Genomic DNA, 17,929 nt, shown 5'->3' with positions numbered 1-17,929 from the left:
GAAGGAATACATCATTCAGAATACTACCGTGTCAAGAATAATTTATTGACGTTGCCTTGCGGTCATGTTACACAGCCGGAAACACCTATTTGCCGGTGGCTGCGCGCCGTGGGGACCGACATCCGACCGAAACCTGCAACGACGCCCGACCGGGCGCCTTGCCCGGTGCGCGCGCCACGACGCCCGGCGCGGTGGAACCCGGGCATCTGGCTGGTGGCGATGGCGATGGGCCTGATCGGTCCCGCGGCCGGGCAGGGAGCCGCTGCGGGCGGGCAGAGCCCACCTGCGCTGGCCCAGGCGATCGAACTGATCGACGATGGCCGGTTCGCCGAAGCACATGCGCTGATCGATGCCGCGCAGGCCACGCTGCCCGCCGAACCGGGGCCAAGCCGGTCGCTCGAATTCCAGCGCGAGCGCATGCGCCGCATTCTCCTGGATTTCAGCCTCGACGACGCGCAGGCCCGGGCTGCGGTGCGTCGCCAGGTCCCCGACCTGCGCGACGACGAGTTCGACCGCTGGCGCCGCGCCGGCCTGCTCGAGTCGCGACTCATCGATGGCGAACTGCGCTACTTCAGCCGCGCGCCCCATAACCTGTTCCGGCTGAGCGCGGAGGCCAGGGACCGTCGCGCCGACCCGCAGCCGTTCCGCGACAGTCCGCTGGAACAGCGCCAGCATCCGCACCACGCCGAAGTGCGGGCCCAGGCCATCGCGCAGTCGCGCCGCGGCGTCGCACCACGTCGCGTGCGCGTCACCCAGTCGCTGACCGTCGATGCCGATGCGGTGCCGGCCGGCGAAACCATCCGCGCCTGGATTCCCTATCCCCGCGCGATCCCGGGCCAGCAGGAAGACCTGCGCCTGCTGTCCACCAGGCCCACGACCCATGAGCTGGCGCCGGAATCGGCGATGCAGCGCACCGCCTACTTCGAGCAGCCCGCGCGCGCCGGCGAGCCCACCCGGTTCTCGGTCAGCTACGAACTCACCGTGTACGGGCAGTACGTGGTGGTCGACGCGGAGAAGGTGGTGCCGGTCGAGCCGAGTGCCGAACTCGCGCCATACCTGGCCGAGCGTGCGCCGCACGTGGTGTTCAGCGATGCGATGCGGCTGTTCTCCGCCCAGGTCGTGGGCGACGAAACCAACCCCTATCGGATCGCACGAAAACTGTTCGATGCCGTCGACCGCATTCCCTGGGCGGGTGCGCTCGAGTACTCGACCATCACCAATATCGGCGAGCATGCGCTGAAAGCCGGCCACGCCGATTGCGGCCAGCAGACCCTGCTGCTGATCACGCTGCTGCGGCTCAACGGCATCCCCGCGCGCTGGCAGTCGGGCTGGATCTTCTCCGACGCCGACTACGACAACATGCACGACTGGGGCTGGCTGTACCTGGCGCCCTACGGCTGGCTGCCGATGGACGTCACCTTCGGCCGACTGGCCGGCGACGATCCGGACCTCGCCGGTTTCTACCTCGGCGGCTTCGACGCCTACCGCATCGCCTTCAACGACGACTACGGCCGCGACTTCGTCCCGGCCAAGACCCATTTCCGCTCGGAGACGGTCGACCTCCAGCGCGGAGAAGCCGAGTGGGACGGCGGGAACCTCTACTTCGACCAGTGGGACTACGACTTCGACTGGGAACTGCTGCCGCTGCCGGCGGCAACCCGCACCTGAGCCACGCCAACCACCGCCATCGTTTTTCTTCGGGGAGAAACCGCAATGAAGGCCAGCCATACGACGACGTTCCGCCGCGCCGCGCTGTGCATCGCACTGGGCGCATGCATCGCCGCCACCACGCCAGCGGTATTCGCGCAGAGCGTCACCGGCGCGGTGGCCGGCCGCGCCAGCGCGGGCGACCAGATCACGGTCACGAACGCCAATACCGGCCTGACCCGCTCGGTGGCTGTGGGCACAGACGGTGTCTATCGCCTGAGCCAGCTGCCGGTCGGCGACTACACGCTCACGGTGACGCGCGACGGACAGCCCGTCGGCGAGCCGATCGCGCTCAACATCGGATTGGGTGGAACCACCAATATCAACCTCGGCGGCGACGGCGCGCTGGTCAACCTGGACGCAGTCCAGGTTGTCGGTTCGCGGGTGATCAACCGGGTCGACGTGTACTCGACCGAATCGGCGACCAACATCAGGCGCGAAGAGATCGCGCGCCTGCCGGTCAGCCAGGACCTGGCCTCCGTCGCGCTGCTGGCGCCGGGCGTGGTGTCCTCGGGTGCGACGTTCGGCGGACTCACGTTCGGTGGCTCCTCTGTCGCCGAGAACGTCGTCTACATCAACGGCCTGAACGTGACCGACCCCTACCGGCGCCAGGGCTTCTCGTCCGTGCCGTTCGCGTTCTACGACGAGTTCCAGATCAAGACCGGGGGCTATTCCGCGGAGTTCGGGCGCAGCACTGGTGGTGTCATCAACGCGGTTACCCGCTCCGGCGGCAACGAGTTCAAGAGCGGAATGGAAGTCACCATGGAACCGTCCGCCTGGACCTGGGCAAGGCAGGACCGCTTCCACGAGGACGGGACCATCGACGAGCGCGACCGCCGCAGCCGCGATGAAAGCCCGCTGTACAAGGCGAACGTGTGGGCCTCCGGCCCGATCGTGAAGGACAAGCTGTTCTTCTTCGCGATGTACGAGCGGATCGACAGCAAGCCGAGGGACATCGACACCACCGAAGCCTGGTACACGGACAGCAGCAACGACTTCTGGGGCGCCAAGCTCGACTGGCGGATCAACGACAACCACCTGCTGGAACTCCTGGCGTTCTCCGACAAGACCGATTCGGCGACCAGCGCTTACGCATACGACTGGGACGGGACCGGGCTGGGCGACAAGACCGGAGAGAGCTATTCCGGATCGGGCGGCGACAACTGGTCGGTCACCTATACCGGTCATCTCACCGACAACTTCGTCGCCAAGGCCATGTACGGCATCAACGAGCGCAGTGCCACCGGCGGCAGCCCCTGGGACGGAGACTGCAGTATCGTCGGACGCGCCAGCACCTATACCGAGCTGTTCGGCCCGGCGACGATGCAGGAAGGGTGCCATCCCTCGAACAGCAGCATCAACAGTCGCTTCGACGAACGCGAGGCGGCACGGCTCGACTTCGAGTGGACGCTCGGCGACCACCTGCTGCGTTTCGGCGTCGACCAGGAGACGATGGATTCGAACAGCTCGCGGATCTATCCCGGCGACGGGGTCAGCTACACCGTCATCGGCATCGCCGCCGACGAGGACGACCGCGAACTGCCCAATGGCGCGAGTATCCCGGACGGCGTGACGGCCTACGTCGACGCCCGGCGCTACATCACCGGCGCGCCGGTCAGCACCGAGGCGCAGGCGATCTACATCGAGGACACCTGGAGCGTCACCCCGAGCCTGCTGCTGAACCTCGGCGTCCGCGCCGACAAGTTCCACAACAAGCTCGCATCGGGCGCGACCTTCGCCCGGGCCAACTTCTCGGACATGATCGCGCCACGCGTCGGTTTCAGCTGGGACATGAAGCAGGACGGCACCACCAAGCTGTTCGGCAACGCAGGCCGCTACTACATCCCGCTGACCAACAAGCTCACGGACTACTTCGGCGGCGGCACCACCGACGAGCACGCCTATTACGTCCTCGACGGATGGGACCAGCGCGCCGATCCGATCACCGGCCTGCCATACCTGTTCCCGGCGATCGGCGAGCAGCTCGGCCCGGTCAACACCGACGGCAACGTCCCCGCCCCCGACGACGTCCGTACGGCCGTCGCCCGCGACCTCAAGCAGGTGTACCAGGACGAGTACATCCTCGGCTTCCAGCAGGCCATCAGCAGTACCTGGTCGTGGGGCGTGAACGCGACCTACCGCGAGGTGAGCCGGGCGGTGGAGGACGCACGCATCAACCACGTGGAAGGCTGCCCCTGGTATTCGGGCGATTGGCCGATCATCAATCCCGGCGAGACCAATACGCTGTGGTGCCCGACCACCGAGGACTGGGTCACGTTCGACAGCTCGCAGGACGGTTACATCACTCTCGGCAGCGACATCGTCATGGGCTACAAGAAACCCAAGCGCACCTACAAGGCGGTGGAGTTCCAGCTCGACCGCGCCTGGGACGGCAAATGGGCGCTCAATGCCAGCTACCTGTGGTCCAAGTCCGAGGGCAACATCGAAGGCCCGGTGAACTCGGACACCGGGTACGCGGACACCAACCTGGTGCAGTACTACGACCATCCGGCCGTCAACGAGCGCTACGGCGTGCTGTTCAACGATTTCCGGCACCAGATCAAGCTGCGCGGCAGCTATCAGCTCAACGAGATGTGGAGCTTCGGCGCGACGGTATCGGCACGCTCCGGCGGGCCGATCACGGCGTTCGGCGTGCGTTGGCCCGACGACAACCGCAGCGCGGGCGGCCCGGGCGAGTTCAGCGGCGGCGGCTCCGGCTGGTTGTGCGTCTCGGGCTGCAGCGACTGGACCACGCGCGAACTGGTATACACCGAGCGCGGCGCGTTCGGGCGGATGCCGTGGGTGTACAACGTGGGCGCCAACGTCACCTGGACATTGCCGGTGGACGATGTCGACCTGAAGGCGCGGCTGTCGGTCTACAACCTCCTCAACAGACAGACCGTGATCAACGTGCACTCGCGTTACGAGAGCACTCCCGGCAACCAGATGCCCTATTTCGGCGAGGGCACGGTGTGGCAGGCACCGCGCCACATGCAGCTCGTCGTGACCTGGAACTTCTGAACACACGGCGCCTCCCCGCCTTGACGGCCACCGCACGGTGGCCGTCCTTTTGCCTGCGCCTCGGGTACTCCGGGCGCCGTGAGCAGCGGACGCGGGCAGCGGAAACCGGCAACCGCAAATTGACAGTTTTCCCGGACGCATGTTAAGCAGCAGGGAAGGGGGACATCAGCGGCACACGCAGGGGGCAACCGTGACGGACACGCTTCCGCGGCCGCATCGACGAACACTTCGGGGAAATCACATGGCAGCAGTCCGCACGCGTCACCTTCCGGCACCTGGATCGGTACTGGCGATCGCCATCGCGATGGCATTGGCAGGGACCGCCGCGGCACAGGAAGCTCCGGCCGCGGAGCCGCAGGGAAGCGAGGCGACACGTACGCTCGACCGCATCAGCGTGACCGGCTCGCGCATCAAGCGCACGGACATCGAGACCGCCCTCCCGGTCACGGTCATCCAGAAGGAGGAGATCGAGGCGCAGGGCATCTCGTCGGCTGAGCAACTGCTGATGTACATGAACGTCGCCGGCAACGGCGCCGACAACCTTTCCGCCAACGCCGGCATCGCCCCTCCCGACCTGCGCGGCAACAACGGCGTGTCCGGCGCGAACCTGCGCGGGCAGGGTGCCGACGCCACCCTCGTGCTGCTCAACGGCCGTCGCGTAGCCACCCACGGCCTGCGCGGCACCGCGGTCGACCTGAACTCGATCCCGTTCTCGGCCATCGACCGGGTCGAGATCCTGCGCGACGGCGCATCCGCCGTCTACGGCACCGACGCGATCGGCGGCGTCATCAACTTCATCACCCGCGCGGACTACCAGGGAGCACAGGCTTCGGCCTTCGTGGATCTCACCGAGGACGGCGGCGGCAACATCTACCGCACCGACTTCCTGATCGGCGGCGGTGATCTGGACAACGACCGCTGGAACGCCTTCGCCAGCATCAGCGCCAAGAAGAACGACATCCTGCGCGGCAATGCCCGCGACTTCTCCAACGCCTTCCAGCCCGAGCGCGGACTGTCCCCCGACACGCGCGGCGCGCCGTTCGCCACGGTGTTCAACCAGCCCGGCTCGATGACCGCGGGCGGGCTGGTCGATCCCCTGGACGGGCAGGTCGTATCCAACGTCAACGTCCTCGACCTCCCGGGTGCGCAGGGTTGCGCGGCGGGCGGCGACATGATGGGACCGTTCGACCACGTGTTGTGGAACTACGGCGAATCCAACCGCTACGGCTGCGCCTGGGACTATCCCGCCGCGGCCGTGATCCTGCAGCCGCTCGAAACCCTGCAGGGTATCGGCCGGGCCACGTTCCGCATCAGCGACACGCACCAGGCCTACGTGGAGTTCATGGGATCGCGGACGACGGCGAACAGGATCTTCGAACCGAACCAGATCACGTCCTCGACCCTGGCGACGGCGACCTTCAATCCGTCGACCTGGTATCCGTCGACGGGCGAATCCTACGACCTGGTCTACGACGCGCTGGCCGACTATTTCGGCGAGGACCAGCTCACCTACGGCGCGCCCATCGCCTATCGCTGGCGCTGCCTCGCGTGCGGGCCGCGCGAGATCGAGACCACGACGAAGGCCTACCGCTTCCTGGTCGGGCTCGACGGGATGATCGGCAGCTGGGATTACACCCTCGGCCTCTCACGCGCATCGAGCGAGTCCGAGTCCCGGCTGGGAACCGGCTACCACTACGTCGAAGGCCTGCAGTACGCATTCGGCAGCGGACTGCTCAACCCCTTCCTGATGCCGGGCCAGGAGCAGAGTGCCGCAGCCATGGCGGCGCTGGATGCGGCCTCGGCCGAAGGCGTCGTGCTGTACGGCGGCGAGTCGATCGTCACCACGTTCGATGCCGCGTTCTCGGGCAGCATCGGCAGCCTGCCGGGCGGCGACCTGCAGGTGGCGGTGGGCGTGGACCTGCGCCGCGAGGAGTTCGAATTCAACGGCGATCGCCGTGCCGCGGCCGATCGTCCGGCGATCTTCAATGCGCCGTTCGACGATGCCAACGCGCTGCCGTCGGTGAGCCGCGACGTCAAGGCGGTCTTCACCGAGATCCACCTGCCGTTCTTCGAGAGCCTGGAAGTCACCCTGGCGGGACGCTACGACCACTACACGGGCTTCGGCGGCACCGCCAATCCGAAGGTCTCGTTCAAGTGGCAACCGCTCGACGCGCTGGCATTCCGCGGCGCCTACAGCACCGGCTTCAAGGTGCCCGAGTTCTCGAAGCTCTTCAGCGGCGCGACCGAAAGCCAGTACCCCGGCGCCGACCTCGCCGATCCGGCCACCTGCCCGGGCGGGCTCGCCGACGAGACCATCCCGGGCTGCGAAGTCATCCGCCCCGACCAGCTCACCGGCGGCAAGGCCGATCTCAAGCCGGAGACCTCGCACCAGAGGAGCCTCGGCGTGGTCATCGCGCCCGTCGACTGGTTCAACATGAGCCTGGACTGGTGGTCGATCGAACGCGAAAACACCATCCGGGTCCCGCCCGTGGATTGGCTGGTCGACTACTACGAGGTGTTCCAGGACAACTGGATCCGCGATGCCAGCGGCGAGGTGGTGCTGATCGACCGCCGCTTCGTGAATACGGGCGGCACGCTGATGGAGGGCGTCGAAATCGACGTGAACCTGCAGGGCGAGCTGGCCGGCGGCAACTGGCGGCTCAACCTCAATGGCAGCTACATCGACAGCTTCCAGACCAAGGAACTGGAGACCTTCGATTACTCGGACAACCTCGTCGGCGAGTACGTGCGCTACTACAACCTGCCGATCAAATGGAAGCACACGCTCGGCTTCATCTGGTCGAAGGGCGACTGGTCGCACAGCCTGACCCAGATCTTCCGCGACGGCTACGAGGACGAGGTGCCCAACAGCGTGACGGCCGGCACCTGGATCCCGCCGCAGTGGGAATCGGACGTCGACAGCTACATCACCTACAACTACAGCGTCAGCTTCCGCGGGTTCGAGAACCTCGGGCTGACACTCGGCGTCAAGAACCTGCTGGACGAGGATCCGCCGTTCACCGCGCACAAGAACGACTACGCGAGCGGTGCCGGCTGGGAACCGCGTATCGCCGATCCGCGCGGCCGTGCCTACACGCTGCTGGTGGATTACAGGTTCTGGTGATGCGGACGAAAAGGGCGGGGTGCATGCCGATCCGGAACGGATCGCGTGCAGCGGGCTTTCTTTGCGGACTCGTCGCGCTGGCTTCCGGCTTCGCGAGCGCGCCGTCGACGGCGTCCGGCCCCGCCCCGATCGATGCGACGGCGTTCGACACGGCGTTCGACGACGCCTTCGAACGCTACCGCCCGCCGGGCCTCGCCGTCGGCATCGTCGTCGACGGCGAGGTGGTGTTCTCCCGTACCCGCGGCGAACTCGTCGCCGGGGGAGGGGAGGGCATCGACGGCGATACCCTGTTCAAGATCGCGTCCAACAGCAAGGCGATGACGACCGCCCTGCTTGCGCGCCTGGTCGACCAGGGGCGGCTGGACTGGTCCGATCCGGTGGTGAAGCACCTGCCGGACTTCCGCATGCACGACGACTGGGTGACGCGCGAGATCCAGGTGCGCGACCTGCTGATCCACAACAGCGGCCTCGGCGCCGGGGCAGGGGACCTGATGCTGTGGCCCGAACCCAACCTGTTCACGCGCGAGGACGTGATCCGCGGCCTGCGCCACCTCCGGCCCGTCTACAGCTTCCGGTCGCGCTATGCCTACGACAACACGCTCTACATCGTCGCAGGCGAGGTGGCCGCCGCCGCGGGTGGCGCGCCGTACGACGTGCTGGTGCGGCGCGAACTGTTCGGGCCGCTCGGCATGGACCGCTGCCAGGTCGGCGAATGGCGCCGGGACGCGGTCGGCAACATCGCGCAGCCGCACATGCGCGGCGAAGGCGGCGAACCGGTCGCGATCCGCGAGGACGGGGAAGTCGTTGCCGACGTGCCGATGATGGCGGCCGGGGGCATCCGCTGCAGCCTCGGCGACATGCTGGCGTGGACGCGGATGTGGCTGCAACCCGGGCGTTTCGGCCTCGATGCGGAAGGCAGGCCCTGGCTGTCGGCCCGCCAGCGCGAGGAGATGTGGAAGACACACATGCCGATGCCGCTGTCGCAACGCATGCGTGACTGGGACGACAGCCATTTTTCCGCCTACGGCTACGGCTGGCGCCTCACCGATGTCGACGGCACCTGGAAGGTGTCGCACACCGGCACGCTCTCGGGCATGTACTCGGCGCTCACGCTGCTGCCGCAACTGGATGCCGGGTTCGTGATCCTGGTCAACGGCAATGCGGACGAACTGCGTACCGTGCTCACCCAGGTGCTGGTCAAGCGCTTCACCCGGCCGGGCGATGCCTCCCTCACCGTGGCCCATTACGCCGCACTGCTGGCGGCGGAACGCGAATCGCGCCCGCAGGATGCGTCGCGCGTTGCCGCGCGGACACGCCGCGCGGCAACCCCTGCGGAAGTCGCGACATTCGCAGGCCGCTATCTCGACCCATGGTTCGGCGAGGTTTCGATCTGCGCGGAAGGAGAGGGCGTGGCATTCCGGTCCGCCAGGTCGCCGAAGCTGAGCGGCGCGGTCATGCGCAGCGATACGCGGCTGCTGGTCGACTGGTACGACCCGGATGTCGACGCCGAAGCCTGGCTCGCGTTCGAGTCGCACACCGCCGGCCCCGACCGGCTGACGATGGCGAAGGTGGATCCCGATGCCGATTTCAGCTACGACTACGAAGACCTCGCCTTCGAACGGATCGGCGACTGTGCAACCCCGTGACCTGCGACTGGCGGGAATCGCGCTGGCGACGCTGCTCTGCGTCGCCTGCGCGTCCTCGACGCCCCCGACTGCCACGGATACGACGGCTGACCTGGCGACACCCGGGTCCGTGGGCATGGTCGACATCCGCGAACTGGTGCCGGACATCGACGCCGACATCCGCTACGCCGGCGACGACAACTTCACCGGTACGCGCGTGGATGGCTACGACGCGGCGAAGTGCTACCTGCTGCGTCCCGCGGCCGAGGCCCTGGCCAGGCTGGAACGCGAGCTCCGACCGCAGGGACTGCGGCTGCGCATCTTCGATTGCTACCGCCCGGAACGCGCGGTGCGCCAGTTCGTGCGCTGGGCCGCCGATCCGCGCGACCAGCGCACCAAGGCGGCCTACTATCCGGCGCTGGAGAAGGGGAGCCTGGTGCCCGGCTACATCGCCGATCGATCCGGCCACAGCAAGGGGGCGACGATCGACCTCACGCTGCTGCGCTGCGAGGACGCGTCGCCGGCGCGCTGCGAGGCGCTCGACATGGGTACGCCCTTCGATTTCTTCGATCCGCGCGCGAACACCGACCATCCGCATCTGGACGACGCGCAGCGGGCCAACCGCACACGGCTGCGCGACGCCATGGCCCGCCATGGTTTCGAGAACTATCCGATGGAATGGTGGCACTACACCTTCCGGCTGCAACCGCCGCCGGACACCTTCCACGACGTGCCGATCCGCTGAAGCGGATCGCGCGTCAGCCGATCTTCTTGAAGGTGTTGGTGTTGCCGAGCTTCTCGATCTTGCCGCCGGCCTTGCGGAAGGCTGCGAGATGGTCTTCGAGCTGCTCACGGGTGAGGTTGGCGGACTGCTTGCTGCCGGACTTGCCGGACTTGCGGAGGACGGTGTTGTTGCTCTTGGGCGGCATTGGACTTCATGCGTAACGGATAACCGGTGCAGCATAGCGGCCGTGCCGTAAGAAAACGTCAATTCCGCCAGTTCAGCGGCCTGGAAGCCCGTGGTTCGCGAATCCAGGGCACGCCACTCGACCTCGCCCGTGGATGAGAAAGCGCGCCGCTGGGCGGCCTGTCTGTGGACGAGCGGGGCGTCGCCCACGCAACGGCCTGCGGTCGGGGAACCAGCGATCCGGCCTCAGTCGCCGGCCGCCGCCCAGCGCAGCGCTCCACGACTGTCGACCAGTCGCGCCGTCCCCGAGCCCGACAGCGCCTCGAGCGCGCTTCGGCGCAACGCGGGCAAGCCGGCGACCGCGTCGCGCACGATCGCAACCTCGAATTCGCGCGCATTGGCATCGGCGGCGGTGGCGAGGATGCAGCTCTCCAGCGCCATTCCGGTCAGCAGCAGGCGGCGAACGCCGAGCTTCCCGAGCAGCACCGGCAAGGGCGTGGCCAGGAACGCGGAATGCTTGGGCTTGAGGATGAAATAGTCCCGCGGATCCGGCGCCAGCAGCTCCGCGATCTCCCGCGGTGCGCCCTCGCCATGGGCCGCAAGCGCCACCAGTTCACGGAAGTCCGACCGCCACCGGGCGAAATTGTCGTTGGCGAACACAACGGGCCAGTCGCGCCCATGGAAGCGCTCGCGCAGGACCTTGATCCTGCGCGCGGCCGCGATCGCCGAGGGCGCCATGCGATCCGCGTCCGGGAAGTCCAGCAGGTTCACCATGTCGACGATCAGGAGCGCGACAGGCGCGTGCGGCCGGGCCATGGTCAGTCCGGCCGTTTCGCCGGAATGAATGGAGACACGGGATCACTGGCCGGAAAGGTTTCCTCCAGGGCTTCGTCCTGGTTCTCGTTCTCCTTGTCCTTGCGCTCGGCCCGGTCCCTGGTCGACTCCGGTTTGCATGATGGCGGATCGGGTTTTTCCGGTGGATCCTTGCGATCGCGGTTCATGGCGTTTCTCCACCACAGAAGGGGAATCAAGGGATAGCGCAGGGGGCGTAGCGCTGGTGTGACCTTCCAGAGCCATCCTTTATTTCGCATAATGTATATTATGTTATATTGGTGTCTTGGTCGGTCGCCCCTTGGCAACGCCCGGCTAGACACATCGGCCATCTGGAGCCTCGCGTGTCTGCCGCCGAAAACTTTCCGCCGCCGCCGCGGACTACGACTACTGCGGGCCGAAGTCGTTGTGCGCGGACAACCCCACGTTCCGTTCTCGGCACATCATCTAAGGCCCGACGGCTCGGCGAGAATCCATCCGAGCCTCAAGCCCCCCGGTGTCCACGCTCGTGGCGCGGCCGGACACACCTTTTGGCCTGGTCAACTCGTGTCAGGTACGAAGAGCCTTGCTCACGTCATGGCCTTGGCCGGCTCAAGAGCAGTCTCGCCTGCGTGCCCCAGCCGCCGATGAAGATGTCATCCACACCGTCGCCATCCAGATCGCCGACAGCCATGCCCCAGCTTCTGCCAACGGTCTCCTCTGGAATGACTGCGGGCGTGACGTCGGAAAAGCGGCCATTGCCGTCGTTGGCATAGGCGCGGACCTGCAACGGCACGAAACCCGGGACCTGGATGGGTCCGACAATGATGTCCGGCGCGGCGTCATGGTTGAAATCCACGATCGTGCCGCCCCAGGTCGAGAACGTGTTGAAGGGTATCCGGTCCACGGTCTCATCGATGAAGCGGCCCTGGCCGTCATTGATCAGCAGGCGCACCTGAGGATCCTTGTCCCAGTCCTGGTTGTTGCTGGTCAGGTTGAGCATGAGAATGTCCGGGAATCCGCTCCCGTTGGCATCGAACACGTGCATCTGCCGTGTTTCGAAAGGCGCAATGAGGTCCAGCCGCTCTGAAGCATCCGAAAACCTGCCTCGACCATCGTTGAGCAGAAGCCTGCTCGGCGGAGTCTCGTTGGCTACCAGCATGTCCAGGTCGTCGTCACCGTCCAGGTCCACGAGAACGATGTCCTGGGTGTCGTCCTCTACGGCCGGAAGATGTGTCGCGGTTGCGTCGATGAAATGCCCCGGCTGCTCCGGATCGTTGAGCCAGAGGAAATTCTGTCCAGACTCGGATCCAGAATTGCCTATCACGATGTCGGGGAAGCCGTCACCGTTCACGTCGCCGACCGCCAACCCGTTGCCCTCGCTCAGCGCCGGGAGGCGATCGGTGACTTCAGAGAATTCGCCGCCGCGACCTCCCAGGAAGAACTGGTGCGACCTGTCGTCTTCGGCCACGAAGATCAGGTCCGGGTATCCGTCGGCGTTGAAATCGGCGCTGAGCACGTGCTCGGTGTCGTACTCGGCGATTCCGAGCGCACCGCGCTTCCACGTCAGCCGCCCCGCGCCGTCGTTGAGATAGAGGCGGTTCTCGCCGTGTTCGACCGCCAGCACCACATCCAGGTCACCGTCGCCATCTACGTCCACGAAGATGGCGTCCAGCGCGTGGAGATCGGGGGCGGCGGGCACGTGGGTATCGGTGACATCTCGATACACCGTCGCGTCCCCCCTCGGCTGGGACTCGACTGCAGATATCGGAAGTGTTGCCCCCACCATGAGAGGTGCCACGAGGGCGGGCAAATGCAGTAGCTTCTGGCTTCGGCTCATGACGTGCTCAAATGTTCCTTCGACACTTTCCACCGGTCACCAACAGCGTACTCCACGCGTGCCCCGCCGCCCTGAAGCCGCACTCTCGTCAACTTGCGGCTCCCCGTGTCTGCTGCCTGTCAGGGCCAAAAAGGTCGACGACTCGGCCCCGACCCTCGATAACGGTCCCTGGCTACCGGCTCCGTTGACCTCCTCTACCGGTCAGGAGCAGACATAATCCAGCAACAGGGCGGTCAACGATTCGCCTCGGAGGGCCCACGTGAGAGTCATCCTCATTGGCAGTTCCGGCCGCATCGGTCGTGCAGTATTCAGCGCGCTGACGCGCGACCACTCTGTTCTCGGGATCGACCATAGCCCGTTCGCCACCACCCGCATTGTCGGCGATTTCACCGACCCGGCAGTGGTCAGCCGCGCAATGGACGGCGCGGAAGCGGTGATCCTCACCGCCGCTCTCCATGCCCCTCACGTCGGCATCGTGTCGGACGCCGAGTTCGAGCGAATCAACGTAGAGGGCACCGCGCGCCTGATCGATGCGACGCGCGCAAGCGGCGTGCGCCGCATCGTCTTCACCAGCACGACAGCGCTTTATGGGCGCGCGATCGTGAAAGGACGTTGCACCTGGGTGGATGAGGACACCCCACCTCAGCCCGAAAGCATCTACCACCGGACCAAGCTTGCGGCCGAGAACCTGCTCGAGGACGCCGCGACAGGCGGCCTGGCCGTGCGCATCCTCCGCATGTCGCGTTGTTTTCCCCAGACCGCCGACGTCATGGCCGCCTATCGGTTGCATCGGGGCATCGATGCCCGGGACGTGGCTGACGCGCATCGTCTGGCCCTCGAGAATGACGGCGACGCGTTCGAGCGCTACGTTGTGTCGGGCAGCACGCCGTTCGAGCCAGGGGACTGCGATGCACTCGCGACTGACCCTGCCGCCGTCATCGAGCAACGCGTACCGGCCCTGGCGGGCCTCTTCCGCACTCGGGGCTGGCACCTGCCCAGTGCCATCGACAGGGTCTACGCTCCGCGATTGGCCGAGCGCCGGCTCGTTTGGAAGGCCACATACGGCTTCGAGGAGGTGGTGGCGCAGCTGGACCGCCGAAGCCTTGAGGTCTTGCCTGTCGGGGCGGACGTTGCTGAGCGTGCGGAATGACAGGAGTCTCCAAGCTTGGCGCGAGAGCGTCGTGTGAACGGCTGTGGCGCTGATCAGCTTGCTTCGATCTGCGTCGACAACTGCTGCGACCAAGTACCTGTTGTCAATCCACGCAGCAGCGTGAGCACGCGTATGCGAACAGCGGGATTCTCACGCCTTAAGGAGAGCGGTTCTGACCGCGCATGATTTCTGCTACGTACCGCCGGGCGCCCCCCTTCGACCTGCATCCGACCCAGTACGACCAGCTTTCCGAGGATCCTCGGCAGGCGCTTCGTTCAGGAGCATCTCGCGATGAAGTGTGCCAGTGCGCCATGCGGCGATGGCGGAAACGGGATCAATGCCGGCACATAGGCCACGGCGCGCACCTGATCCACCGTGTCCTTTGGCCAAGGCCGCGCCTTGAGCTGCGCGGCGACTGTCACCTGCGTTTCGTGCCCCGCCCTCCCCCGCCGTCGCTTCGATGGCCTGCTGCGCCGGAGCGCCCGCTTTTGGATCTGGAACCCCGGGCGAAGCCAGCATGGCCGCGCGCCTCCTCGGCGGCGCGCCCGGCGTTGAATGCGACCAGCGAACCGCCGATCGGCTCCGCGATCAGCTGCAGCAACCGCGTGAGACCAGCCATGCCCTGCGCCGGAACGGGCGCGAGCACTGACGATCCAGCGCCATGCTCGGGCGGCAGACGCCGTCGAGCTCGGGATCGCGCACTCCATGCAAACCGCTTTCGAGACAGCACATCCATACAAATCACCACATAGAACCGCAATCGGTTTTCGCCAGGGCTGGTAGACACTGGATGCAACGTCTGTGACTGGCATGTTTGCACCCCACCAATGACCACGATCAGTCCCGCCGCATGATCGCCAAAACCGGCGCCTACGCCTCACTGCGCCCGCAGGTCGGTGTCCCCGTTGCAGAAGAACCCATGAGAATGTCGAACCCGTGTGGGCACGGATCCGACGGGGCCCCAGCATTCACTGGATATGCCGGATGAGCGAGACTGCCACCGCGTCCGAGCCCGCGCCCAAGAAGCGCACGGAGTGGAACGCGGTCGCCGCCGTGATCGCGGCGCTGATCGGCCTGCTCGCGCTGGGCGTGTCGGGTTACACGGCCATGCTGCAGCGCGAGCAGGTGCGCGCCGAGGTCTGGCCGTACCTGCAGCCTGCGATCACGATCGACCAGGGCGGCCTGGCGATCAGCATCGAAAACAAGGGCGTCGGGCCGGCACTGGTGGACGGCCTGCGTGTCTACGTCGACGGACAACCGCAGCGCAGCTGGCCCGACATCTTCGATGCGCTGGGCCTGTCCGATCTGAGGAATACGCGAGCATCCAAGGTCAACGGCGTCGTCATTGCCCCGGGGGAGACCATCCGGCAGATCGGACTCGACAATGCGGCGGATTTCCAGCGCTTGCTCGGCCAGTACCCGCGGATGGCGCTGGCGCTTTGCTACTGCTCCACACTGGACGATTGCTGGCTCCAGGACCAGCGCGAGCGCCGGCCGGAGCGGCGTCGCACGCAGGTCCATGCATGTCCCGCACGGGGCCCGGACGAGTTCATCGACAACGAACGGGTAACGTCGGGGACGGCGGGAGACGGATGAAGCCGCACGGCCGCTCGCGTCCGTCGTGTCAGGGAAGCTGGAGGTCCCTGATCTGCCGGCGGGAGGTGATGTCCAGCTTGTGGAAGATGCTGCGCAGGTGGGCTTCGATCGTACGAGGGCTCAGGAACAGCTGGGTGCCCACTTCCCGGTTCGTCGCCCCCGTGGCGACCAACCGTGCGATATGCAGCTCCTGGGCGGTGAGCGCGTCGGTCGGCTGGGCGCTACGTTTGCGCGCGCTCTCCCCGGTGGCCCGCAGCTCGCAGGCGGCACGTTCGGCGAAGGCCTCCGTCCCCATGTCCGAGAACAGCTTGTGGGCGGTCCGGAGCTGCTCGCGGGCATCCTGACGACGACCTTCCCGGCGCAGCCACTCGCCGTAAACGAGGTGGGCGCGGCCGAGATGGGTAGCCATGCGGCAGTTTCCGAGATGCTCGATCGCCTCGCGGTAGTGGTCTTCTGCGCCCGGCCCAGTGGTGGTCAGCGCCCGCGAGCGCGCCGCCACCCCGAGCGCCCAGTGGGTGCCGCTGGCGCTGGCTCGCGAGGTCAACCGGTCCAGAGCGGCAGCCGCGCGCTCCGGTTGGCCTGCGCGGACGGCCGCCTCGATCAACTCGGGCAGCGCAATGTTGCTATGCGCCAGCTCTTCGGACTCGGACAGCGGCGCAACGGCAGCCAGGGCGCTGCCATAGTTGCCCAGCCCGTTGTGCAGGCAGGCGAGCGAAGTTTCGGCGCTGCTGACGGTGAGGCCCTCACCCCGCGCCTTTGCCTCCGCGATCCTTGTTGCGAAGAGTTCTGATGTCCCCTGCTCCCGGCCGCGCCAGGCAGCCAGCACGAGCCTCGAGTTGGGGAGCGGTGGGGCACCCGTTGCCCGCGTGATCGCATCCTCCTCCGCGAACAACTCCGAGGCCCGGGCGAGCTCGCCGGTGATCACGAGCACCAGGGCCAGGGCGTTGAGAGCGGCGGGAAGCGTAGCCAGCGCGCCGGCCTCGCGCGCGACCCGGACCGCGCGGCTCGCCAGCACGTACATCGACTCGTCGTCCCACAGCATGGTCCCGACATGGCAGGCCAGCCACAGCCAGCGCCCGTTGTCGTCGCGGGTACCGGAGTCCTCATCGCGCAGCGACACCAGGGCGCGTTGCAGACTGGGGACGCTCGCCTCGTACCCTTGTGTGAACCTCGTGACCAAGCCATCCAGCAGGAGATCGATCGCCCTCGGCGGCGTGGGTGAAGCAGGCGCGCTCCGGGCCGCCTCGGCCACCTCCAGCAACCCGCGGCCGGGTGCCAGGCGACCGGCGTGGAAGGACGCCTCCAGTGCCTGCAGGTAGGTTTCGCGCGAGAGCGCGCCGTCCAGCGGGGCGAGCGTCCTGGCGGCACCGATCAGCATTGCCGGCGCCTCGCGGCCGCGCGTCAGATGGAAGGCGATCTGGGCGCGCAGCAGCTCGAGGCGGGCGCATTGCAGCGCATCCAGTGGCCCTGCCTCCGCGACTGCCAACAGCGCCATGGCGGCTTCGGGGGCACCGGCGTCGTACCTGGCGTGCGCGGCTTCGAGCGCGCGGGTCGCTCGGCGCGCGGGTTCGGGCGTCAACCTGGCCGCCTGCTCCATGAACGCGGCCGCTGCGGCCAGCCCGCCGCGGGCGCGCGCACGTCCGGCCGTGTGCGCCAGCTCCGCGGCAGCTTCCTCGTCGGTGCCCAGCACCGCCTGCGCCCGGTGCCAGGCGCGACGGTCGGGATCGAAATGTGGGTCGGTGACGGCGGCCAGCGCCCTGTGCGCGCGGCGCTGGTCGGGCGGGGTCGCGGCCGTGTAGACCGCTGAGCGCACGAGCGGATGACGGAACCGCACCCGGGTGTCGATCTCCACCAGGCCGGCGACCTTCGCGGGCGCCACGGTCTCGCGAGCAATTCCCAGGTGCGCGGCGGCCCGCCAGAGCAACGCCACGTCACCGGTCGGGTCGGCCGCGGCGACCAGGAGCAGCAACTGCGTCTCGGCAGGCAGGCTGGCCGAGCGCTGCTGGAAGCTGTTCTGGACACGGCGCGGTACGCTCAGCGCGCTGGGCAACTCGAACCCGCCGGCCAGCAGCGACGGCAGTGCGCCCTTCGGCAGCTCGAGCAGCGCCAGGGGATTGCCACGGGCCTCGGCGACGATCCGGTCGCGCAC

Annotated in this window: 12 protein-coding genes; 7 read left to right on the top strand and 5 right to left on the bottom strand. The window is 67.1% G+C overall.

Annotated elements, in window-relative coordinates; genetic code table 11:
• The first annotated feature begins 219 nt into the window (after positions 1–219).
• From FZO89_RS00055 to FZO89_RS00035, 5 genes are all read left to right on the top strand, one after another.
• Positions 220–1,668, top strand: a complete 1,449-nt coding sequence (locus tag FZO89_RS00055; protein ID WP_149103952.1) for a transglutaminase-like domain-containing protein — start codon at positions 220–222, stop codon at positions 1,666–1,668.
• A 45-nt stretch (positions 1,669–1,713) separates the two neighbouring features.
• Positions 1,714–4,728 carry a TonB-dependent receptor gene (locus tag FZO89_RS00050; protein ID WP_149101355.1) on the top strand — a complete coding sequence of 1,005 codons (3,015 nt, stop codon included), beginning with the start codon at positions 1,714–1,716 and terminating at the stop codon, positions 4,726–4,728.
• Positions 4,729–4,969: 241 nt separating this feature from the next.
• The gene (locus FZO89_RS00045) at positions 4,970–7,852 is read left to right on the top strand and encodes a TonB-dependent receptor domain-containing protein (RefSeq protein ID WP_262378455.1); all 2,883 of its coding nucleotides are present in this window, start codon (positions 4,970–4,972) and stop codon (positions 7,850–7,852) included.
• A 23-nt stretch (positions 7,853–7,875) separates the two neighbouring features.
• Positions 7,876–9,498, top strand: coding sequence for a serine hydrolase (locus FZO89_RS00040; protein WP_262378454.1), 1,623 nt, complete (start codon positions 7,876–7,878; stop codon positions 9,496–9,498).
• Positions 9,485–10,222 (top strand): M15 family metallopeptidase, encoded by a 738-nt coding sequence (locus tag FZO89_RS00035; protein ID WP_425480400.1) that lies wholly within the window; start codon positions 9,485–9,487, stop codon positions 10,220–10,222. The genes FZO89_RS00040 and FZO89_RS00035 overlap by 14 nt, the downstream gene beginning before the upstream one ends.
• Before the next feature lie 13 nt (positions 10,223–10,235).
• Here FZO89_RS00035 and FZO89_RS18410 read toward each other — a convergent pair whose 3' ends face one another.
• The 4 genes from FZO89_RS18410 to FZO89_RS00020 all read right to left on the bottom strand — a co-directional run bounded on the left by FZO89_RS18410 (position 10,236) and on the right by FZO89_RS00020 (position 12,896).
• On the bottom strand, positions 10,236–10,406 hold the full coding sequence (locus FZO89_RS18410) for a hypothetical protein (protein WP_187470978.1): 171 nt from the start codon (positions 10,404–10,406) through the stop codon (positions 10,236–10,238).
• Positions 10,407–10,630: 224 nt separating this feature from the next.
• Positions 10,631–11,200 (bottom strand): cysteine hydrolase family protein, encoded by a 570-nt coding sequence (locus FZO89_RS00030; RefSeq protein WP_149101352.1) that lies wholly within the window; start codon positions 11,198–11,200, stop codon positions 10,631–10,633.
• Positions 11,201–11,202: 2 nt separating this feature from the next.
• Complete coding sequence (locus FZO89_RS00025; protein WP_149101351.1) at positions 11,203–11,385, bottom strand: hypothetical protein; 183 nt, start codon at positions 11,383–11,385, stop codon at positions 11,203–11,205.
• A 404-nt stretch (positions 11,386–11,789) separates the two neighbouring features.
• Positions 11,790–12,896 carry an FG-GAP repeat domain-containing protein gene (locus tag FZO89_RS00020; RefSeq protein WP_222928056.1) on the bottom strand — a complete coding sequence of 369 codons (1,107 nt, stop codon included), beginning with the start codon at positions 12,894–12,896 and terminating at the stop codon, positions 11,790–11,792.
• A gap of 397 nt (positions 12,897–13,293) precedes the next feature.
• Here FZO89_RS00020 and FZO89_RS00015 point away from each other — a divergent pair, with 397 nt between their 5' ends.
• Entirely contained in the window at positions 13,294–14,184 is an 891-nt protein-coding gene (locus tag FZO89_RS00015; RefSeq protein WP_149101349.1) for an NAD-dependent epimerase/dehydratase family protein, read from the top strand.
• A 984-nt stretch (positions 14,185–15,168) separates the two neighbouring features.
• The gene (locus tag FZO89_RS00010; RefSeq protein ID WP_149101348.1) at positions 15,169–15,780 is read left to right on the top strand and encodes a hypothetical protein; all 612 of its coding nucleotides are present in this window, start codon (positions 15,169–15,171) and stop codon (positions 15,778–15,780) included.
• 28 nt (positions 15,781–15,808) lie between these two features.
• Here FZO89_RS00010 and FZO89_RS00005 read toward each other — a convergent pair.
• Positions 15,809–17,929: helix-turn-helix transcriptional regulator (locus FZO89_RS00005; RefSeq protein WP_149101347.1), on the bottom strand; the 2,121-nt coding region annotated here is incomplete at its 5' end.

This window comes from Luteimonas viscosa, from assembly GCF_008244685.1.
Lineage (GTDB): Bacteria > Pseudomonadota > Gammaproteobacteria > Xanthomonadales > Xanthomonadaceae > Luteimonas > Luteimonas viscosa.
This window is presented reverse-complemented; position numbering and strand designations above follow the sequence as displayed.